At 71.9% G+C, this 18,949-nt stretch carries 16 protein-coding genes; 6 read left to right on the top strand and 10 right to left on the bottom strand.

Annotated features, from left to right (window positions below):
- Positions 1-37: 37 nt before the first annotated feature.
- The 4 genes from ACFYO5_RS28965 to argH form a co-directional block, all read right to left on the bottom strand.
- Complete coding sequence (locus tag ACFYO5_RS28965) at positions 38-1,561, bottom strand: MFS transporter (RefSeq protein ID WP_388714202.1); 1,524 nt, start codon at positions 1,559-1,561, stop codon at positions 38-40.
- A complete protein-coding gene (locus tag ACFYO5_RS28960) occupies positions 1,558-2,109 on the bottom strand; it encodes a helix-turn-helix domain-containing protein (RefSeq protein WP_356563225.1) in 552 nt (183 codons plus the stop codon). The genes ACFYO5_RS28965 and ACFYO5_RS28960 overlap by 4 nt, the downstream gene beginning before the upstream one ends.
- Before the next feature lie 80 nt (positions 2,110-2,189).
- Complete coding sequence (locus ACFYO5_RS28955) at positions 2,190-3,161, bottom strand: aldo/keto reductase (RefSeq protein ID WP_388714199.1); 972 nt, start codon at positions 3,159-3,161, stop codon at positions 2,190-2,192.
- 151 nt (positions 3,162-3,312) lie between these two features.
- Positions 3,313-4,746 (bottom strand): argininosuccinate lyase, encoded by a 1,434-nt coding sequence (gene argH, locus ACFYO5_RS28950; protein ID WP_388714197.1) that lies wholly within the window; start codon positions 4,744-4,746, stop codon positions 3,313-3,315.
- A gap of 215 nt (positions 4,747-4,961) precedes the next feature.
- Between argH and ACFYO5_RS28945 the strand changes: the two genes are divergently transcribed.
- From ACFYO5_RS28945 to ACFYO5_RS28920, 6 genes are all read left to right on the top strand, one after another.
- The gene (locus ACFYO5_RS28945) at positions 4,962-5,819 is read left to right on the top strand and encodes a hypothetical protein (protein WP_388714194.1); all 858 of its coding nucleotides are present in this window, start codon (positions 4,962-4,964) and stop codon (positions 5,817-5,819) included.
- 155 nt (positions 5,820-5,974) lie between these two features.
- Complete coding sequence (locus ACFYO5_RS28940) at positions 5,975-6,562, top strand: pyridoxamine 5'-phosphate oxidase family protein (protein WP_356563233.1); 588 nt, start codon at positions 5,975-5,977, stop codon at positions 6,560-6,562.
- A gap of 143 nt (positions 6,563-6,705) precedes the next feature.
- Complete coding sequence (locus ACFYO5_RS28935; RefSeq protein ID WP_388714190.1) at positions 6,706-7,434, top strand: L,D-transpeptidase family protein; 729 nt, start codon at positions 6,706-6,708, stop codon at positions 7,432-7,434.
- Between the two features lie 120 nt (positions 7,435-7,554).
- Positions 7,555-8,937, top strand: coding sequence for a ferredoxin reductase family protein (locus ACFYO5_RS28930; protein ID WP_356563237.1), 1,383 nt, complete (start codon positions 7,555-7,557; stop codon positions 8,935-8,937).
- 57 nt (positions 8,938-8,994) lie between these two features.
- On the top strand, positions 8,995-10,101 hold the full coding sequence (locus ACFYO5_RS28925; protein ID WP_388714187.1) for an FMN-binding protein: 1,107 nt from the start codon (positions 8,995-8,997) through the stop codon (positions 10,099-10,101).
- On the top strand, positions 10,094-10,897 hold the full coding sequence (locus tag ACFYO5_RS28920; protein ID WP_388714184.1) for an FAD:protein FMN transferase: 804 nt from the start codon (positions 10,094-10,096) through the stop codon (positions 10,895-10,897). The genes ACFYO5_RS28925 and ACFYO5_RS28920 overlap by 8 nt, the downstream gene beginning before the upstream one ends.
- Positions 10,898-11,113: 216 nt before the next feature.
- Here ACFYO5_RS28920 and ACFYO5_RS28915 read toward each other — a convergent pair whose 3' ends face one another.
- From ACFYO5_RS28915 to ACFYO5_RS28890, 6 genes are all read right to left on the bottom strand, one after another.
- Positions 11,114-11,656: an arginine repressor gene (locus tag ACFYO5_RS28915; RefSeq protein WP_356563243.1), complete on the bottom strand. Its 543-nt coding sequence runs from the start codon at positions 11,654-11,656 to the stop codon at positions 11,114-11,116.
- A 7-nt stretch (positions 11,657-11,663) separates the two neighbouring features.
- A complete protein-coding gene (locus ACFYO5_RS28910; RefSeq protein ID WP_388714181.1) occupies positions 11,664-12,875 on the bottom strand; it encodes an acetylornithine transaminase in 1,212 nt (403 codons plus the stop codon).
- A complete protein-coding gene (argB, locus tag ACFYO5_RS28905; protein WP_356563247.1) occupies positions 12,872-13,780 on the bottom strand; it encodes an acetylglutamate kinase in 909 nt (302 codons plus the stop codon). Before argB ends, ACFYO5_RS28910 begins: the two co-directional genes overlap by 4 nt.
- On the bottom strand, positions 13,777-14,928 hold the full coding sequence (gene argJ / locus ACFYO5_RS28900; protein ID WP_388714177.1) for a bifunctional glutamate N-acetyltransferase/amino-acid acetyltransferase ArgJ: 1,152 nt from the start codon (positions 14,926-14,928) through the stop codon (positions 13,777-13,779). Before argJ ends, argB begins: the two co-directional genes overlap by 4 nt.
- Entirely contained in the window at positions 14,925-15,953 is a 1,029-nt protein-coding gene (argC, locus tag ACFYO5_RS28895) for an N-acetyl-gamma-glutamyl-phosphate reductase (protein ID WP_356563249.1), read from the bottom strand. Before argC ends, argJ begins: the two co-directional genes overlap by 4 nt.
- Before the next feature lie 368 nt (positions 15,954-16,321).
- The gene (locus tag ACFYO5_RS28890) at positions 16,322-18,832 is read right to left on the bottom strand and encodes an alpha-L-arabinofuranosidase C-terminal domain-containing protein (RefSeq protein WP_388714174.1); all 2,511 of its coding nucleotides are present in this window, start codon (positions 18,830-18,832) and stop codon (positions 16,322-16,324) included.
- Positions 18,833-18,949 lie beyond the last annotated feature (117 nt).

Raw genomic sequence — 18,949 nt, 5'->3', positions numbered from 1 at the left:
GGGGTGCGTCGCGGTCGCACCCCCGGCCTCGTCGTCCTCAGCGTGAGCCGTCCAGTTTCTGGCCCTTGAGCAACACCCATGCCGTACCCGCCGTCGCCAGCAGCACCACCGCGCCCGCGCCCGCCGCCAGACTCAGTCCGCTGACGAAGGCCTCCCGCGCCGAGGCCAGCATCTCCTGGGCCGTCGCCGCCGGCATGCCCGAGGCCGCCTCCACCGCTCCGCCCAGTGACTCGTGCGCACCCGCCGGCGTGCCCGGCGGGGACGGGAAGCCCCGGTAGACGCCCGTCACGATCGAGCCCAGCACGGCGATGCCGAGAGCCGCGCCCAGTTCGTACGCCGTCTCCGAGACCGCCGACGCCGAGCCCGCCTCCTCCTTGGGGACGGAGGACAGGATCACGTCGGCCGTCACGGTGAACGAGAAACCGGCGCCCACGCCGACGACCAGCAGGGACGCTCCCAGCAGCGGGTAGCCGGTGCTCTCGTCGATCACCGTCAGGGCGGCCAGCGCCAGCCCGATCGCCGCGAGCCCGCCGGACACGACCGCCCGGACCGAGAAGCGGCGGGCCACGTGGCCGGCGATCAGGCCGGCCGCCACCGCGCCGACCGCGGCCGGCAGTTCGGCGAGGCCCGCCTCCAACGGGCGCCTGCCCTGCACCAGTTGCAGGTACTGGGACAGGAAGAAGACCAGGCCGGACAGGCCGAGGACGGTCAGCAGGTCGGCCAGGACGGCGCCGCTGAAACCGCGGTTGCGGAACAGGCGCATGTCCAGCAGGGGTACCGGCAGGGTCAGCTGACGCCGGACGAAGCCGTACAGTCCCGCCGCGCCCAGCAGGGCCGCGCCGGCCGTGGCCCGGGTGAGCCCGTGGGTGGCGGCCTCCTTGACGGCGTAGACGACCGCGATCATGCCGACGAGGGAGAGCACCACACTCGCCAGGTCCCAGGGGCCGGGGTGGGGATTGCGGGACTCGGGCAGGGTCCGGATGCCGACGACGACGAGGACAGCCATCACCGGCAGGTTGATGAGGAAGGCCGAACCCCACCAGAAGTGTTCGAGGAGGAAACCGCCGACGATCGGGCCGAGCGCCGTGCCGGCGGAGGCCGTCGCGCCCCAGATGCCCACGGCCAGGCTCCGCTCGCGCGGGTCGTGGAAGAGGTTGCGGATCAGGGCGAGGGTGGCGGGCATCAGGGTCGCGCCGGCGACGCCGAGGAGCGCGCGGGCGGCGATCATCATCTCGGGTGTCGTCGCGTACGCATTGAGCACGGATATCGCGCCGAACGCGGTGGCGCCGACGAGCAGAACGCGCTTGCGGCCGATCCGGTCGCCGAGGCTGCCCATCGACACCAGCAGACCGGCGATGACGAACGAGTACACGTCGCCGATCCACAGCAGCTGGGTGCCGGACGGCTCGAGGTCCTCACTGATGTACGGGGTCGCCAGTCCGAGGACGGTCGCGTCGACCGCCACCAGCAGCACGGCGAACACGAGGACGGACAGCGCGAGCCAGCGGCCGGGGCGCTTCACCGCCTCGTCCGGATGCACCGGCTGCAACGTGCTGGTCATGATTCCTCTCTCCTCAGTGCGCCGCCGAGCAGCAGCTCGACGATCATGGGCGTGAAGTCGTTGCGGGCGACGCGGCCCTCCGCGACCGCCCAGGCACCGGAGGCCAGCAGGCCGTACAGCGCCTCGGTGAGCCAGGCCGGGGTCAGGTCGATGCGGAACTCGCCGTCGGCCTGGCCGCGCCGGAACAGGGCCGCGACGCGGTCGTCGATCCGGGCCCAGCCCTCGTTCTGCTCCTCCCCCTCGAACAACTGGTTCTCGCTGTAGAGGAAGGCCAGCAGGGCGGCGGCCGGTTCGATCTCGCGGACCGTGCGGCGGACGGCCTCGGCGGCCGGACCGTCGTCGGGACGGGCCCGGTCCAGGGCCGCCTCGCACTCCTGGATGCCGAGCGCCTCCAGCGCCCGTACGAGCGCGTCGCGTCCGGCGAACTGCCGGTGCAGGGTGGCCCTGCTGATCCCGGCGGCCTTGGCGACCTCGTCCATGGTCGCGGTGGATCTCCGGGTCAGCAGGGCCGCGGCGCTGCGCAGCACATGGTCACGATCGACTGACATGAGACAACTCTAACCCGCATGAGACATCAATGTCTCATGCGGGGCGTGTGCGTCTCAGCATCGGCCCTCGGGTTCGCCGCTCAGTGCCAGGGCAGCCGGCCGCGCCGCTCCCAGTACGCGCCCGGCTCCTCCGACAGCGCGGCGAGCCGGGTCAGCTGGTCCTCCTCCAGGTCGACGACGGCCGCGTGGAGGTTGGAGGAGAGCTGGGCGACGGTCGCGGCGCCGGACAGGACGACCCCGGCCCACGGCTGCCGCAGGACCACCGCCAGGGCGACGGCGTCGCAGCCGAGGCCGGTCTCCTCGGCCACCGTCCTGACGGCGTCCGGCGCGTGCGGCCCGGCGAGACGGCCGTTGGCCATGCCCTCCTTGACGATCACCGTGAGTCCGGCGTCGTGGGCCTCGGCGAGGGCCGGGCCGGCCGAGGTCTCCAGGACGTTGTACGTCGACTGGACGGTACGGAAGAGGGGGGCGCCGTCGACCTCGACGGCGAGGGCGGCGCGGACGGCGTCGGCCTGGGCGGGACCGCTGGTGGAGAAGCCGATGGTGAGGCCGCCGGCCGCGGCCTCGGCCAGCCTGGCGTGGAGTTCCTTGTCGGTGAGGGCCGGACTGTCCGGGGTCACCGAGTGGATCTGGTAGAGGTCGAGGCGGTCACCGAGCACGCCGGCCGTCTCGGCGCGCTGCCGCTCGTACGTCCCGACGCCGTGGTCCTTGACCTCGTGGCGCTCGGCGTCGGTGGTCCAGTCGGCGGTGTAGGTGTAGCCCCACTTGCTGCCGACGACGATGTCGTCGACGTCGGGGCGGGACGTCAGCCAGTCGGCGAGGAACTCCTCGGAGCGGCCGTAGGAGCGGGCCACGTCGACATAGCGGACGCCCTGGGCGTAGGCGGCGTCGAGGAGTTGGTGGGTGCGGGTGCGCAGCGCCTCGACGCCGCGGTCCGCTCCGAGGTCGCGGTCCCGGCCGAGGTTGATGTAGCCGGGGCGGCCGACGGCGGCGAGGCCCAGTCCGAGGTGGCAGGTCGGGGTCGTCGCTGCGGCCAGTCGGGCGAAGGGCATCGCGGACTCCGTTCGGTCGGTTCCGGTACGGCTTCGACCAACCTAACCCGCGATGACCTTCCGTCCCGCCCCGCACCTCGGTTCGCACGGTGCCGCGGCGGGGGCGGGGCGGCCCTTGGCGCCGTTCCCGCACCCCTCGGACGGCGTCTCCCTACCGCTTCTCCTTGGCCGTCGCCCATGCGTGCTGGGCGGCCACGTCCTGCTTCACCTCGGCCAGCTGGACGGCGACCGCGCTGGGCGCGGTACCGCCGCGGCCGTTGCGGGAGGCGAGGGCGCCGGGAACGTCGAGGACGGAGCGCACCTCGGGGGTGAGGTGGGCGGAGATCTTCGCGAACTGCTCGTCGGTCAGCTCGTCCAGTTCCTTGCCGTCGGCCTCGGCGACCTTCACGCACTCCCCGGCGACCTCGTGCGCCACCCGGAACGGCACACCCTGCTTCACCAGCCACTCGGCGATGTCGGTGGCGAGCGAGAAGCCGGCCGGGGCCAGCTCCTCCATGCGCTCGCGGTGGACGGTGAGGGTGGCGATCATGCCGGTGAAGGCGGGCAGCAGGACCTCGAGCTGATCGCAGGAGTCGAAGACCGGCTCCTTGTCCTCCTGGAGATCGCGGTTGTACGCGAGGGGCAGGGCCTTGAGGGTGGCCAGGAGACCGGTCAGGTTGCCGATCAGACGGCCGCTCTTGCCGCGCGCCAGCTCCGCGATGTCCGGGTTCTTCTTCTGCGGCATGATCGACGAGCCCGTGGAGAACGCGTCGTGCAGGGTGACGAAGGAGAACTCCTTCGTGTTCCAGATGATGATCTCCTCGGCGATCCGGGAGAGGTTCACGCCGATCATCGCGGTGACGAAGGCGAACTCGGCGACGAAGTCGCGGGAGGCCGTGCCGTCGATGGAGTTGCCCACGCTGCCGTGCTCGAAGCCGAGGTCCTTGGCGACCGCCTCGGGGTCCAGGCCGAGGGAGGAACCGGCGAGGGCTCCCGAGCCGTACGGCGAGACGGCCGTGCGCTCGTCCCACTGGCGCAGCCGCTCGGCGTCCCGGATCAGGGGCTGCACGTGCGCGAGGACGTGGTGGGCGAAGAGGACCGGCTGAGCGTGCTGGAGGTGGGTGCGGCCAGGCATCGCCACGTCCGGGTGGGCCTCCGCGAGGCCGATCAGGGCGTCCTGGAGGTCGGCGATCAGGCCGCCGATGATGCGGGCGTGGTCGCGCAGGTACATCCGGAAGAGGGTGGCGACCTGGTCGTTGCGGGAGCGGCCGGCACGGAGCTTGCCGCCGAGGTCGGGGCCGAGGTGCTCCAGCAGACCCCGCTCCAGGGCGGTGTGGACGTCCTCGTCGGCGATGGTGCCGACCAGGTCGCCCGAGGCCACGTCCGCCGCCAGGCGGTCCAGGCCCGCGAGCATGGCCGTCAGCTCGTCGTCGGTGAGCAGACCCGCCTTGTGGAGGACGCGCGCGTGGGCACGCGAGCCGGCGATGTCGTAGGGCGCGAGCCGCCAGTCGAAGTGGACGGAGGCGGACAGTTTCGCCAGGGCCTCGGCGGGACCGTCGGCGAAACGGCCGCCCCAGAGCCGTACGTCACCGCTGTTGCTGCTCACTTGCGTTGCTCCTCACCGCTACACCTCAACCTTATGCATGAGTATGCAGAGTCATGCATGATTCGTCAATCCGGCGCGGCCCGAGGCGCCCCGCCCGCACGGTTCCGCAGAGTTTTCGAAGATCCTTTGAACAACGGCAACCGCTTACCCGTACTCACCGCTGAACGCTGGCGCCGCGTTGGCAAACCCACTCCTGACCCAAGTGAGGCATCCGCATGTCCAGGGCCCTTCCGAAGTACAACAAGCGTCGCATCGCGGTCATCGGCGGCGCCGCCGCGCTGGCGCTGACCGGCGCGGTGGTCGTGAACTCCGCCCTCGCCGGGGAGGAGAAGTCCGAGAGCGGCGGCACGAACGCCCAGACGCTCGCCTCCCCCGGCACGATCAGCTGCCCGGACGTGGCCTCCCGGCTCCCCGCGATCCCCGCCACCGCCAAGGCCGAGGTCGACCGCAACCTCACCCTGCTCAACACGCAGATCGCCGAGGCCAACAAGCGCCTCGTCGACACCGTCGGCCAGGGCGGCCCCAACTTCGTCAACAACGCCATCCTCGGCCCCCTCAAGGACAAGCGCGTCTCGACCGTCAACCGCATCGCCACCGCCATCGGCCGCACCGCCGCCAAGCCCCAGGGCCTGGAAGCACTCGCGCCCTGCGCCCTCAACGGCGGTGGCGTCAACACCGGCGGGGCGGCGACCCCGACCGCGGCGGCCAGTCAGCCGGCCGGGAACAACGGGAACGCCGGCAACGCGGGGAACACGGGCAACGCGGGCAACGCCGGTGCCGCGGGCACGATCAGCTGCCCGGACGTGGCCTCCCGGCTCCCCGCGATCCCCGCCACCGCCAAGGCCGAGGTCGACCGCAACCTCACCCTGCTCAACACGCAGATCGCCGAGGCCAACAAGCGCCTCGTCGACACCGTCGGCCAGGGCGGCCCCAACTTCGTCAACAACGCCATCCTCGGCCCCCTCAAGGACAAGCGCGTCTCGACCGTCAACCGCATCGCCACCGCCATCGGCCGCACCGCCGCCAAGCCCCAGGGCCTGGAAGCACTCGCGCCCTGCACGTTGAACAAGTGACGTGACAGGCGCGGCGACCGCCCCGAAGAACGCCGGCCGGGGCGGCCGCCGCGGCGCGCGGAGCGCCGTCCACCGACCACGGGTCCCACCGCGGTGCCGGATCGATACCGGAAACCTTTAGACACCCGAAAGACTTTCCCGAATAATCGTTAGACATGGGAAAGACCTACGCACACATCGACGGCAGGCTCCGCACGTTCATCGAGGAGCAGCCCCTCTTCTTCACCGCCACCGCGCCGCTGTCCGGCGACGGCACGGTGAACCTCTCCCCCAAGGGCCTCAGGGGCTCCTTCGCCGTCCTCGACGAACACACGGTCGCCTACCTGGACTTCGCCGGCTCCAACGCCGAGACGATCGCGCATCTGCGGGAGAACGGCCGGATCACGCTGATGTGGTGCGCGTTCCAGGGCCCGCCCAACATCGTGCGCGTGCACGGCCGCGGCGAACCGGTCTTCCGTGACGACCCCCGCTTCCCGGGCCTCCTCGCCCACTTCCCCGAGATGGACCCCGGCCCGCACGGGCTGCGGGCGGTCATCGTCGTGCACGCCGAACTCGTCCGGGACACCTGCGGATACGCGGTGCCCTTCATGACGTACGACGAGGACCGCGATCTGCACGCGAAACGGTTCGCACGGGAGGACGACGAGTCGCTCAGCGCCTACTTCGCGAAGAAGGAGCACGTGGCGACGAGCATGGACGGACTCCCCGGACTCCCCCTCCCCCTTCCGCAGCGTCCGTTCTGACGCGCGTGGGCACGGTGTCGCGTCCCGTGACTGCCGGGTGCCTCCGCACCGGTGACCCGACCGGCGGATCGGGGCGGGCGGTGCCGTGCACGGTCGGCCCACCCCGGCCTGCCGGTGCGGCCGCCCCCGCCTAGCGTCGGACCATGCGCCCCCGTGCCCTCGCCGCCGCCCTCGTCTGCGCCTCCTCGCTCCTCCTCGGGGCGGCTCCGGGCACCGGACGGGCGGCGTCCCCCGCGCCTCCCCCGCCGCCGCTGCCCGCGCGGATGGCGGACACGGGCGGCGGCACCCAGCTGATCACCGCGGTGGCCCCGACCACCGGTGCCACCGCGGGCACCCTCACCTGGTGGGACCGCAGGGACGGCCGCTGGGTCCGGGCAGGTTCCGCACCGGCCCGGTTCGGCGCGCGCGGGCTGGTCGAGGGAGCCGTACGCCGACAGGGCACCAGCACGACGCCGACCGGCCTGTACGACCTCCCGTTCGCGTTCGGCATCGAGGCGCCGCCCCGCGGGACGACGTACGCGTACCGTCCCGTGCGCGAGGACTCCTGGTGGTGCCAGGACAACGCGTCCCGCTCCTACAACCGGTGGACCGAGCCACGGGCGGCCGACTGCCGTGCCGCCGAGTCCGAGCACCTGATCACCTACCGGGCCCAGTACGCGCACGCCCTGGTGATCGGGTTCAACTACCGCGAGCCGGTGCGCGGTCGCGGGGCGGGGATCTTCCTGCACGTCGACGGGCGCGGGGCGACGGCCGGCTGCGTGTCGGTACCGGCGGACGCGATGCGGCGGATCCTGGCGTGGGCCCGGCCGCCGCGGCGTCCGCACCTGGCGATCGGCACGGACGGCGGGCGGACGGCGATCATCCGTTACTGATCCCGTCGCCGGGCCGCCACGGAAACCACTGCCGAACGGTGGACCGCTGGGCGCGACGCTGAACACTCCGCGGTCGTGGCCCGTATCTGTTGGCCAAGGGTCCGTAGCCACGGAGGAACAGTGACCACGACGATCGCCGGCGGCCGTGCCGCCCGCCGCCAGACGATGCGCCGGATCCGTCCGCGCCGTTCCCCGGCCGTCCCGCTGCTGCTCGCCGTCTGGGCGGGCGCCGCGGGTGTGCTGTGGCTGTGGTGGAGCAACACCCCGTCCATCGCGGACACGGACGGCAAGATACTCAACGCCGGACGGATCACCGGCCTGCTCGCCGGATACCTGATGGCCCTCGTCGTCCTCCAGATGGCCCGGGTGCCCGCGCTGGAACGCCGGGTCGGCTCGGACCGCGTCGCCCGCTGGCACGCGATGACCGGCCGCTACACGCTCAGCCTCACCTTCGCGCACGTCTTCCTCATCATGTGGGGATACGCGCTCCAGGCCGGCAAGTCGCTCGGCGACATCGTGCAGCAGACGATCGACTCCGTGGGCCAGCTGCCCGACATGGGCAAGGCCGCCATCGGCACCGCCCTGCTGGTGGTCATCGGCCTGGCGTCGATCGGCCCGGTGCGCCGCCGGATGCCGTACGACACCTGGTACCACGTGCACCTGATGACGTACGCCGCGGTGTTCCTGACGTTCTGGCACCAGATCACCACCGGCAACGACTTCGCCGTCGAGCCCGCCGCGAAGACCGCCTGGTACGCGCTGTACGGATCGGTCACCGCGCTGGTCGTCTGGTACCGCGTCCTCACCCCGATCCGGCTCAACCTGCGCCACCGCATGTACGTCGAAGCGGTCATCGAGGAGACGCCCGGCATCGTGTCCGTGCTGATCGGCGGGCGCAAGCTGCACCGGATCGGCGCGGAGGCCGGGCAGTTCTTCCGGTGGCGGTTCCTGGCGCCGGGCATGCGGTTCAGCTCCCACCCGTACTCCCTGTCGGCGGCCCCCCGCCCCGAGCTGCTGCGCATCACCGTCAAGTCGATCGGCGACCACAGCTCCGCGCTGCGCGGACTCAAGCCGGGTGTGAAGGTGTGGGCCGAGGGGCCGTACGGCGCGCTGACGGCGTCCCGGCGCAGCCAGGGCAAGGTCCTGCTGGTGGCCGGCGGCGTCGGCATCACGCCGATGCGGGCGCTGTTCGAGACGCTGCCCGGCGGGGAAGGCGACATCACGCTCCTCTACCGGGCCAACAGCACGCAGGACCTGGCGCTGTGGGACGAACTGGCGAAGATCGCCGACGAGCGCGGGGCGCGGCTGATGTACGCCGTCAACAGCCCCGACGGGGAACGCCCCGACATCTCGTCGGAGTCCCTGCAACGCAAGCTGCCGGACATCGAGGACCACGACGTCTTCATGTGCGGGCCCGCCGGCTTCGCCCAGAACGTCTACGAGGCACTGCGCGGCGCCGGGGTCCCCGCCCGCCGCATCCACCACGAGTCGTTCGAGATGTGACGACGGAAATCCACGGATCCACGGAAGCAACACGGCAAGCAACGGGAATCAGGAGCGATGAAGAAAAGCCACCCTCTGCGGCGCGTCGTACTCGCGGGCGCGGCCACCGTGTCCGGGATCGTGCTGCTGCTGTCACTCAAGCCGGCGTCGGACCCGGGTGCCGCCCAGGCGGCCGGCGCGGGCGCGGCGGCGCAGGAAGCCGCCCAGGGCGGGGCCGGGGCGGCCGTGCCCGGAGCGGTCACCGGTGACGCGGCGCAGACGCAGTACGGCGCCGTACAGGTCCGCCTGACCGTCAGCAACGGCAGGATCACCAAGGCGGAGACGGTCCAGGCGCCCAAGGGCGGCCAGAGCGACCGGATCACCGCCGACGCCGTGCCCAAGCTCAACCAGGCCGCCGTCACCGCGCAGAGCGCCGACATCGACGCCGTGTCCGGCGCCACCTTCACCAGCGAGGGCTACCGGAAGTCCCTCCAGTCGGCGATCGACAGGATGAAGGCGAGCGCGGGTGCCTCCCAGGGAGCGGCCGGTGCCGCCCAGGTGACCGGCACCTTCGACGGGGAGGCGGCGCAGACGCAGTACGGGGCCGTGCAGGTCCGGATCACCGTCAGCAAGAACCGGATCACCAAGGCGGAGGCGGTCCAGGCGCCCAAGGGCGGCCAGAGCGACCGGATCACCGCCGACGCCGTCCCCAAGCTCAACCAGGCCGTCGTCACGAAGCAGAGCCCCGGCATCGACGCCGTGTCCGGGGCGACCTACACCAGCGCCGGCTACCGGAAGTCCCTCCAGTCCGCGATCGACAAGGCCAACGCGAGTGCGGGGGCGCAGGGTTCGGGCGACCGGTCCGCGACACCACCGTCGAAGGCGCCGGAAGCCTCGGGGAACGCCCAGGCGGGCGGCACCTTCACCGGGAAGGCGGCACAGACGCAGTACGGGACCGTGCAGGTGCGGATCACCGTGAGCGGCGGCAGGATCACCAAGGCGGAGACGGTCCAGGCGCCCAAGGGCGGCCAGAGCGACCGGATCACCGCCGACGCCGTCCCCAAGCTCGACCAGGCCGCCGTGGCCGCCGGCAGCGCCGACATCGACGCCGTCTCCGGCGCCACGTACACCAGCGCCGGCTACAAGGAATCCCTCCAGTCGGCGCTGGACCAGGCCGGTGGCTGACACGGTGGCCGAACCGGCGCAGGCTCCCGCGGTGGTGCGGCACGCGGAGGAGGTCATGGGGACCGTCTTCTCCTTCGACGTCCGCGGCGGGGAACCCCGTGCGGTGCGGGCGGCCCTCGACGAGGCGGTCGCCGGGCTGCACCGGGTGAACGAGGTGTTCAGCACCTACCGGGAGGACAGTCAGGTCTCCCGGCTGGCGCGCGGCGAACTGACCGTCGAGGAGTGCGAGCCCGAGGTGGCCGAGGTGCTGCGCCTGGGCGCCGAGGCGGAGCGCGCCAGTGAGGGCTGGTTCAGCATGCGCTACGCGGGGGGCCGGCTCGACCCGACCGGGATCGTCAAGGGCTGGGCGGCCGAGCGGGCGGCGCGTGTGATCGCCGCGGCGGGGGTGAGCGGGGTGAGCGTCAACGGGGGCGGGGACGTGCAACTGCTGGGCGTGCCCGGTCCCGACCGGCCCTGGCGGGTCGGCGTGTCGGATCCGCTGCGGCCCGGTGGGCTGGCGGCGGTGGTCTCGGCGGCGGGTGCGGACGAACTGGCGGTGGCCACGTCGGGGACGGCGGAGCGGGGGGCGCACATCGTCGACCCCCGCACGGGCCGGTCCGCGGTGACCGACCTGGTCGCCGTGACCGTCGTCGCGCCACGGCTGACGTGGGCGGACTGCTGGGCGACGGCCGCGTTCGCGATGGGTTCGCGGGACGGCCTTCGGTGGCTGGAGTCGCTCCCGGACGTGGAGGCACTGCTGATCACGGCCGGCGACGAGGTGCGGTGCACGGGGGGTCTGGCACGCCGGCTGGGCTGAACGCCGGCATCGACCGACCGTGGGCCGGTGCCGGGAGGCGGGTGGCGCGATCCGGCGCCGACGGGGTGCCGCCCGTGCCCACCCGTGCCGCCCCGCATGCCCACAGCCCGCGGCACGCCGGGCGAGGCGGCTGACCGCATCCCCCAGGGGCGCGGGGAACCGCGCGACCGGCCCCGCTCACCCGCCCCCCGGGGAACCGCCCCGGCCGGCGGAGCCTCACGTGTTCTGGGCCAGCCTCAGCAGGTGGTCCGCCAGGGCCTGGCCGCCCGTCGGTTCGCGGCTGATCAGCAGCAGCGTGTCGTCGCCGGCGATCGTGCCGAGGATGTCGTGGAGTTCGGCCTGGTCGATCGCCGAGGCGAGGAACTGGGCCGCGCCGGGCGGCGTACGCAGGACCACGAGGTTCGCGGAGGCCTCCGCGGAGATCAGCAGCTCCGCCGACAGGCGCCGCATCCGCTCCTCCTTCGCCGACTCCCCCAGCGGGGCCCGCGGCGTCCGGAATCCGCCCTCGCTCGGCACCGCGTAGATCAGATCGCCGTCGTTGTTACGGATCTTCACCGCGTTCAGCTCGTCGAGATCGCGGGAGAGCGTCGCCTGGGTGACGCTCAGTCCGTCGTCGGCGAGCAGTTTCGCCAGCTGGCTCTGCGAGCGCACTGGCTGCCGGTTGAGGATGTCCACGATCCGGCGGTGGCGTGCGGTGCGGGTCTGCGGCACGGCGGGCCCGTTGGCCGCGTGCTGCTCGTGGTCCTGCGCCTGGCTCATCGTCGTCTCATTCCCCGGATCGTCCGTCCCCGTGCGCTGCCTGGAGGATGCTGGGCAGTGCCCCGAGCAACGCGTCCACCTCGTCGTCGCCGAGGTTCAGCGGTGGCATCAGCCGTACGACGTCGGGGGCGGGCGCGTTGACGAGGAAGCCGGCCTCCTGAGCCGCCTGGCGCACCTGGGGCGCGAGCGGCTCGGTGAGCACGATACCCAGCAGGAGGCCCGCGCCCCGCACAGAGTCGATCATCGGGTGGCCGAGACCCTCGATTCCGTTCCGCAGCCTCTCGCTCTGCCGCTTGACGTTCTCCAGCAGCCCGTCGTTCTCGATGGTGTCGAGGACGGCGAGTCCGGCCGCGCAGGCGACCGGGTTGCCGCCGAACGTCGTGCCGTGCTGGCCGGGCCGGAGCAGTTCGGCGGCCCGGCCGAAGGCGACGGTCGCGCCGAGCGGCAGGCCGCCGCCGAGCTGCTTGGCGAGGGTGACGACGTCGGGCAGGACGCCTTCGTGGGCCTGGTACTCGAACCAGTGCCCGGTGCGGCCGATCCCGGTCTGCACCTCGTCGAGGACGAGGAGGGCTCCGGTGGCGGCGGTGATGGCGCGGGCGGCCTTGAGGTAGCCGGCGGGCGGGACGACGACGCCCAGTTCGCCCTGGATCGGCTCGATGATCACGAGCGCGGTCTCCTCGGTGACGGCGGCCGCCAGCGCCTGCGCGTCACCGAAGGGGACGTGGGTGACGTCGCCGGGCAACGGCAGGAAGGGGTCCCGCTTGCCGGGCTGCCCGGTGAGCGCGAGGGCGCCCATCGTACGGCCGTGGAAGGCGCCCTCGGTGGCCACGACGTGGGTGCGCCCGGTCAGCCGCCCGATCTTGAAGGCGGCCTCGTTGGCCTCGGCGCCGGAGTTGCAGAAGAAGACCCTGCCCTCCCGGCCGAAGTGCTGGAGAAGCCGTTCGGCGAGGGCGACGGTCGGTTCGGCCATGAAGAAGTTGGAGATGTGGCCGAGGGAGCCGATCTGCCGGGTGACGGCCTCGACGACGGCCGGGTGGGCGTGGCCGAGGGCGTTGGTCGCGATGCCGCCGACGAAGTCGAGGTAGCTGTTGCCGTCGGCGTCCCACAGGCGGGTCCCTTCGCCGCGGACGAGGGGCAGCAGCGGGGTGCCGTAGTTGTTCATGAGCGCGCTCTGCCAGCGCTCGGTCAGCTCCTCGTTGCCCGTGACGGCGTTGCTCATGACGACTCCCCCTCGTTCTCGTCGGGCACGACCATCGTGCCGATGCCCTCGTCGGTGAAGATCTCCAGCAGGATCGAGTGCTGGACGCGTCCGTCGATGACGCGGGCGGTGGTGACGCCGCCTCGCACGGCGTGCAGGCAGCCCTCCATCTTCGGGACCATGCCGGCGGACAACTCCGGCAGCAGCTTCTCCAGTTGGGAAGCGGTGAGGCGGCTGATCACCTCGTCGGAGTTCGGCCAGTCCTCGTAGAGACCCTCGACGTCGGTGAGGACCATGAGGGTCTCGGCGCCCAGCGCAGCAGCGAGTGCCGCAGCCGCCGTATCAGCATTGACGTTGTAGACATGGTGGTCGTCCTGGCTACGGGCGATCGAGGAGACGACCGGGATACGGCCGTCGGCGAGCAGTGCCTCGATCGCGCCCGTGTCGATCGCGGTGATCTCGCCCACCCGCCCGATGTCGACCGACTCGCCGTCGATCGTGGGCCGGTGCTTGACGGCGGTGATGGTGTGCGCGTCCTCGCCCGTCATCCCGACGGCGAGCGGGCCGTGCTGGTTGAGCAGTCCGACCAGCTCGCGCTGGACCTGCCCGGCCAGCACCATCCGTACGACGTCCATGGCGTCCTCGGTGGTGACGCGCAGGCCCGCCTTGAACTCGCTGACGATGCCGTGCCTGTCGAGGGCGGCGCTGATCTGCGGGCCGCCACCGTGCACGACGACGGGCTTGAGCCCCGCGTGGTGCAGGAACACGACGTCCTGGGCGAAGGCGGCCTTCAGGTCCTCGTCGATCATGGCGTTGCCGCCGAACTTGATGACGACCGTCTTGCCGTTGTGCCGGGTCAGCCAGGGCAGCGCCTCGATGAGGATCTGGGCCTTGGGCAGCGCGGTGTGCTTGCGGGTGGTGCTCATGAGGAATACGCGCTGTTCTCGTGGACGTAGTCGGCGGTGAGGTCGTTGGTCCAGATGGTGGCGGTCTCGGTGCCGGCCGCGAGGTCGGCGACGATGTGGACCTCGCGGTAGCGCATGTCGACCTTGTCGCGGTCCTCGCCGACGCCGCCGTTCTTGCACACCCAGACGCCGTTGATGGCGACGTTGAGCCGGTCGGGCTCGAAGGCGGCCCTGGTCGTGCCGATCGCGGAGAGCACGCGGCCCCAGTTGGGGTCCTCGCCGTGGATGGCGCACTTGAGGAGGTTGTTGCGGGCGATGGAGCGGCCCACCTCGACGGCGTCGTCCTCGCTGGCGGCGTTGACGACCTCCACCCTGATGTCCTTGCTGGCGCCCTCGGCGTCGCGGATGAGCTGCTGGCCCAGGTCGTCGCAGACGGCGCGGACGGCCTCGGCGAACTCGGCGTACCCGGGGGTGACGTCGGAGGCGCCGGAGGCGAGCAGCAGCACGGTGTCGTTGGTCGACATGCAGCCGTCGGAGTCGACGCGGTCGAAGGTGACCCTGGTGGCGGCGCGCAGGGCCCTGTCCAGGGTCTCGCTGTCCAGGTCGGCGTCGGTGGTGAGGACGACCAGCATGGTGGCCAGGCCGGGGGCGAGCATGCCCGCGCCCTTCGCCATGCCGCCGACGGTCCAGCCGTTCCTCGTCACGACGGACGTCTTGTGGACGGTGTCGGTGGTCTTGATGGCGATGGCGGCCTTCTCGCCGCCGTGCTCGCTCAGCGCCTCGGCGGCCTTCTCGACCCCGGGGAGGAGCTTGTCCATCGGCAGGAGGAGGCCGATGAGGCCGGTGGAGGCGACGGCGACCTCGCCGGCGCCCACGCCGAGGACCTCGGCGACCTTCTCGGCGGTGGCGTGCGTGTCCTGGAAGCCCTTCGGTCCCGTACAGGCGTTGGCGCCGCCGGAGTTGAGGATCACGGCGGACAGGGCGCCGCTCTTGAGGACCTGCTCGGACCACAGGACCGGAGCGGCCTTGACGCGGTTGGAGGTGAAGACGCCGGCGGCGGCGCGGCGCGGCCCGGTGTTGACCACGAGGGCCAGGTCCGGGTTGCCGTTCTCCTTGATCCCGGCGGCGATGCCCGCCGCCGTGAATCCCTTGGCTGCCGTGACGCTCACGGTGCGACTCCGATCGTGGAAAGTCCCAGGGCCTCGGGGAGCCCGAGGGCGATGTTCATGCTCTGGACGGCACCGCCCGCGGTGCCCTTGGTCAGGTTGTCGATGGCGCTGATCGCGATGATGCGGCCCACCGACTCGTCGAGAGCGACCTGCACCTGAACGGCGTTGGAACCGTGGACGGACGCCGTGGCGGGCCACTGGCCCTCGGGCAGCAGGTGCACGAAGGGCTCGTCGGCGTAGGCCTTCTGGTAGGCGGCGCGCAGGGACTCGGCGGTGACGCCCGCCCTGGCGGCGGCGCTGCACGTGGCCAGGATGCCGCGGGGCATCGGCGCGAGCGTGGGCGTGAAGGAGACGGAGATCCGCTCCCCCGCCGCGGCGCTGAGGTTCTGGATCATCTCGGGCGTGTGCCGGTGCCCGCCGCCGACGCCGTACGGCGACATCGACCCCATGACCTCGCTGCCCAGCAGGTGCGGCTTGGCCGCCTTGCCCGCGCCGGAGGTGCCGGAGGCGGCGACGATCACGGCCTCGGTCCCGGCCAGGCCCGCCGCGTACGCCGGGAACAGGGCGAGGGAGACGGCCGTGGGATAGCAGCCGGGCACCGCGATGCGCTTGGACCCCTCCAGCGCGACGCGGCCGCCCGGCAGTTCGGGGAGGCCGTAGGGCCAGGTCCCGGCGTGCGGGGAGCCGTAGAACCGCTCCCAGTCGGCCGGGTCACGGAGCCGGAAGTCGGCGCCCATGTCGACGACGAGGACGTCCGGTCCGAGTTGTTCGGCGACGGCGGCGGACTGCCCGTGCGGGAGCGCGAGGAAGACCACGTCGTGTCCGGCGAGCACCTCGGGGGTGGTCTCCTCCAGGACGCGGTCGGCCAGCGGAAGGAGGTGCGGCTGGAGGGTTCCCAGTCTCTGTCCCGCGTTGGAGTTGCCGGTGAGGGCACCGATCTCGATCTCGGGGTGCGCGAGGAGCAGGCGCAGCGCCTCGCCGCCCGCGTACCCGCTCGCTCCGGCCACTGCCGCACGTACCGCCATGTCCACCCTCCTCTTGGATGGCATGACTATACGTCCCGATGCACGTTTATACAATCCGCGCCTCTGTCGGCGGCATCGCGGAGGGGACGACGACCGACAGCCGTTCCCTCCATCCCCCGTCGGCCCGCTTCCGGCCGGGACCACCGCCTTCGCGGGCCGCCGGCCGGGGGCCGGACGCCGAGGGCGCAGCCGTCGTTCCTCGTCCCCACGGATGTCACGGAGCGCCTGCGCGGGATCGCTCGCCGGTGCGCCTGCCGTGGTGGCGGGCTCCCTGGCCGGTGACCACCGGCCGGTCGTCGCCGGTGGTCTTCCGCGGGGGCCGACCGGCCGTCCTCGCCGGACGGTCGGCCTCTCAGGGCTTCTCGCCGCTACTTCCGCGCGATCCGCAGGAACGTCACCGAGTTCGCCGGGAAGGTGTACGTGAACCTGTCGGCCACGCCCGTGAAGGTGGACGTCACCGGCGCGACCGGGGTCGCGGTCTCCGAGTTGACCGCGTCCGGCGCGGCGGCCAGGGTGGTCACGCGTGCTTTGGCCGCGACCTTGGCGCCGCCGAGGTCGACGGTCGTCCGGGCGTCCGCCGACTGGGCGTTGACCACCTTGACGATCAGGTCACCGGTCCTCGCGTCCTTGGTGACGACCTGGCGGAACGGCTCGGCCGGCTTGTCGTCGGTGAAGCTTCCCCACTCCTGACCGTCGAGGTAGAGGGTGACCTGGCGGCCCCGCACCTTGATGTCGAGGTCGTAGGCCCGGTCCGTCTCCACGCTGCCGGCCTTGGCGAGCAACGTCGACTTGCCGCCGTCCACGGCCTGTTCCACGGCGGACTGGGTGTTGTTCCAGCCGCCGAGGTTCCACCAGTAGTAGTTGCCGGTGTCCTTGACGCCGAAGGCGACGAGGAACCCCTCCCTGCCGGACTTCTTGGTGGCCTTCACATGGAGGTCGTAGTCGTGCCAGGCCGGGTCCCCGGCGGAGACCATGGTGTTCTCGGCGGCGCCGTCGGTCTGCACGTACTGCCCGTCCTGGACGCTCCAGCTGCCGCCGCCGGTGTGCGTCCACTGCCCGGCGTCGGCGGAGAAGTCGTCGCTGAGCAGGGTCCTTCCGTCGGCGTCGGTGACCTTCACGTCGTCGTACGCCGCGCTGGTGGCCCAGGTCGACAGGCCGACGGCGCCGGTGAGGGGGCCGCTGACGGCGGGGGTGGTGGTGGCCGTCGAGGGCACCACGCGGTCGCCGACGTTGGTCATGAACAGCTTCTGGACCTCGTAGTTGGCGGAGTTCCAGGAGGCGTGGTTGTTGAACCACACCAGGTCCGGGTTCCACTGCACGTAGTCCTCGTTGGCGAACAGCGGCGCGTACGAGGCGAGCCTGACGACGTCCGCGTTGCGTTCGAGGCCGGTCATGAAGGCGGCCTCGGCGAGACCGTTCTCGAAGGCGTTGCCCAGGGAGGCGTACTCGCCGAGGAACACCTTCGGCCCGCTCCGGTCGTAGGAGTCGTAGCGGTCGTTGTTCTGGAGGAACCACCGCGGGCTGTTGTAGTAGTGCTCGTCGACCATGGCGACGTTCTCCTCGCGGTTGAGCCGCCAGGCCGTGTCGAAGGTCGATCCGGAGTCGTCCGGGCCGGAGTTGGAGATCACGGTGACGTCCGGGTACCTGGCCGCGACGGCCGCCCGGAACTGCGTGAACCGGGCCATGAACTCGGCCGGCAGGTTCTCCTCGTTGCCCACCTCCAGATGGGTGAGGTGGAAGGGCTTGGGGTGGCCCATCCGCGCGCGCTTCCTGCCCCAGGTGGAGGTGACGGGGCCGTTGGCGAACTCGATGAGGTCGAGGGTGTCCTGGATGTGCCGCTTGAGCAGGGCGTCGTCGACGACGGCCCGGTTCTGGCCGCAGCCGGTCACCAGGGCGGGGACGACGGGCAGCGGCATCGCGCCGATGTCCTCGGCGAAGCGGAAGTACTCGTAGTAGCCGAGGCCGTAACTCTGGTTGTAGCCCCAGAAGTTGGAGTTGGTGGCGCGTTCCTCGACCGGGCCGATGGTGTCCTTCCACTGGTAGGAGCGGGCGCGCTGCCAGTCGGACGCCTCGCTGTAGTCCTGCATGGAGCCGGTGTTGACCAGGCAGCCGCCGGGGAAGCGCAGGAAGCCGGGCTTCAGGGCGGCGACCTTCTCGGCGAGGTCCTGGCGCAGGCCGTTCGGCTGGTGCTTGTAGGTGTCGTGCGGGAACAGGGAGACCATGTCGAGGGCGGCGGCCGCCGAGGAGGCGACCGTCAGACGGCCGTCGCTGCTGGTGCGGGTGGCCCGGAACGTGGCCCGGTACTTGGCCCAGCCGCCCTTCGCCGCCACCTTGCGGGCGGTGGCCAGGGTGCCGTCGGCGTCGTGGAGGCCGACGGTGAGCGTGGTGCCGCGCTCGGCGCGGGCCCACACCGAGAAGTCGTACGTCGCGCCCCGCTCGACGCGGATACCGGTGTTGTACCCGGCGTTGGTGACCGAGGTGCCGGCGCCGATGGCGAGGTAGGCGCGGTTGCGGTCGTTGAGGCGGCCGGTGTCGTCGAGGACCTGCGCGGTGCCGTCGACCGTCCAGGAGGTCAGCGGGGTGTAGGCGCGGTTGTCGGTGGTGGAGTACTCGAAGGACCGGTTCTGCACCAGCTCGGCGTAGAGGCCGCCGTCCGCGGCCCGGTTGATGTCCTCGAAGAAGACGCCGTACATGGTGTCGTCGATGGCCGCGCCCCCGGCTGTCGGGTCGACGGTGATCGTGTAGTCGGCGGCGGCCTCGGCGTGCGCCGGGGCGGGGAGGAGAGCGGCCGCCGTGAGCAGGGCGGTGGCGGTGAGACCGAGTCTCCACCGGGGGCCGGTGGTGCTGCGTGACCGTGTGCGGGTGGTGCTGCTTGACATGGATACTCCGCGGCTCTCTGTCGGCAGATGTTCGAAATATCGGACCTTGATCAGCACTTCGAACGGCAAGATAGGGAGAGGGGCGGAGCGCGTCAATGGTTCGCGCAGCGACGGATG

The organism is Streptomyces sp. NPDC006259 (genome assembly GCF_042870975.1).
In the GTDB taxonomy this organism is placed as follows: domain Bacteria; phylum Actinomycetota; class Actinomycetes; order Streptomycetales; family Streptomycetaceae; genus Streptomyces.
This window is presented reverse-complemented; position numbering and strand designations above follow the sequence as displayed.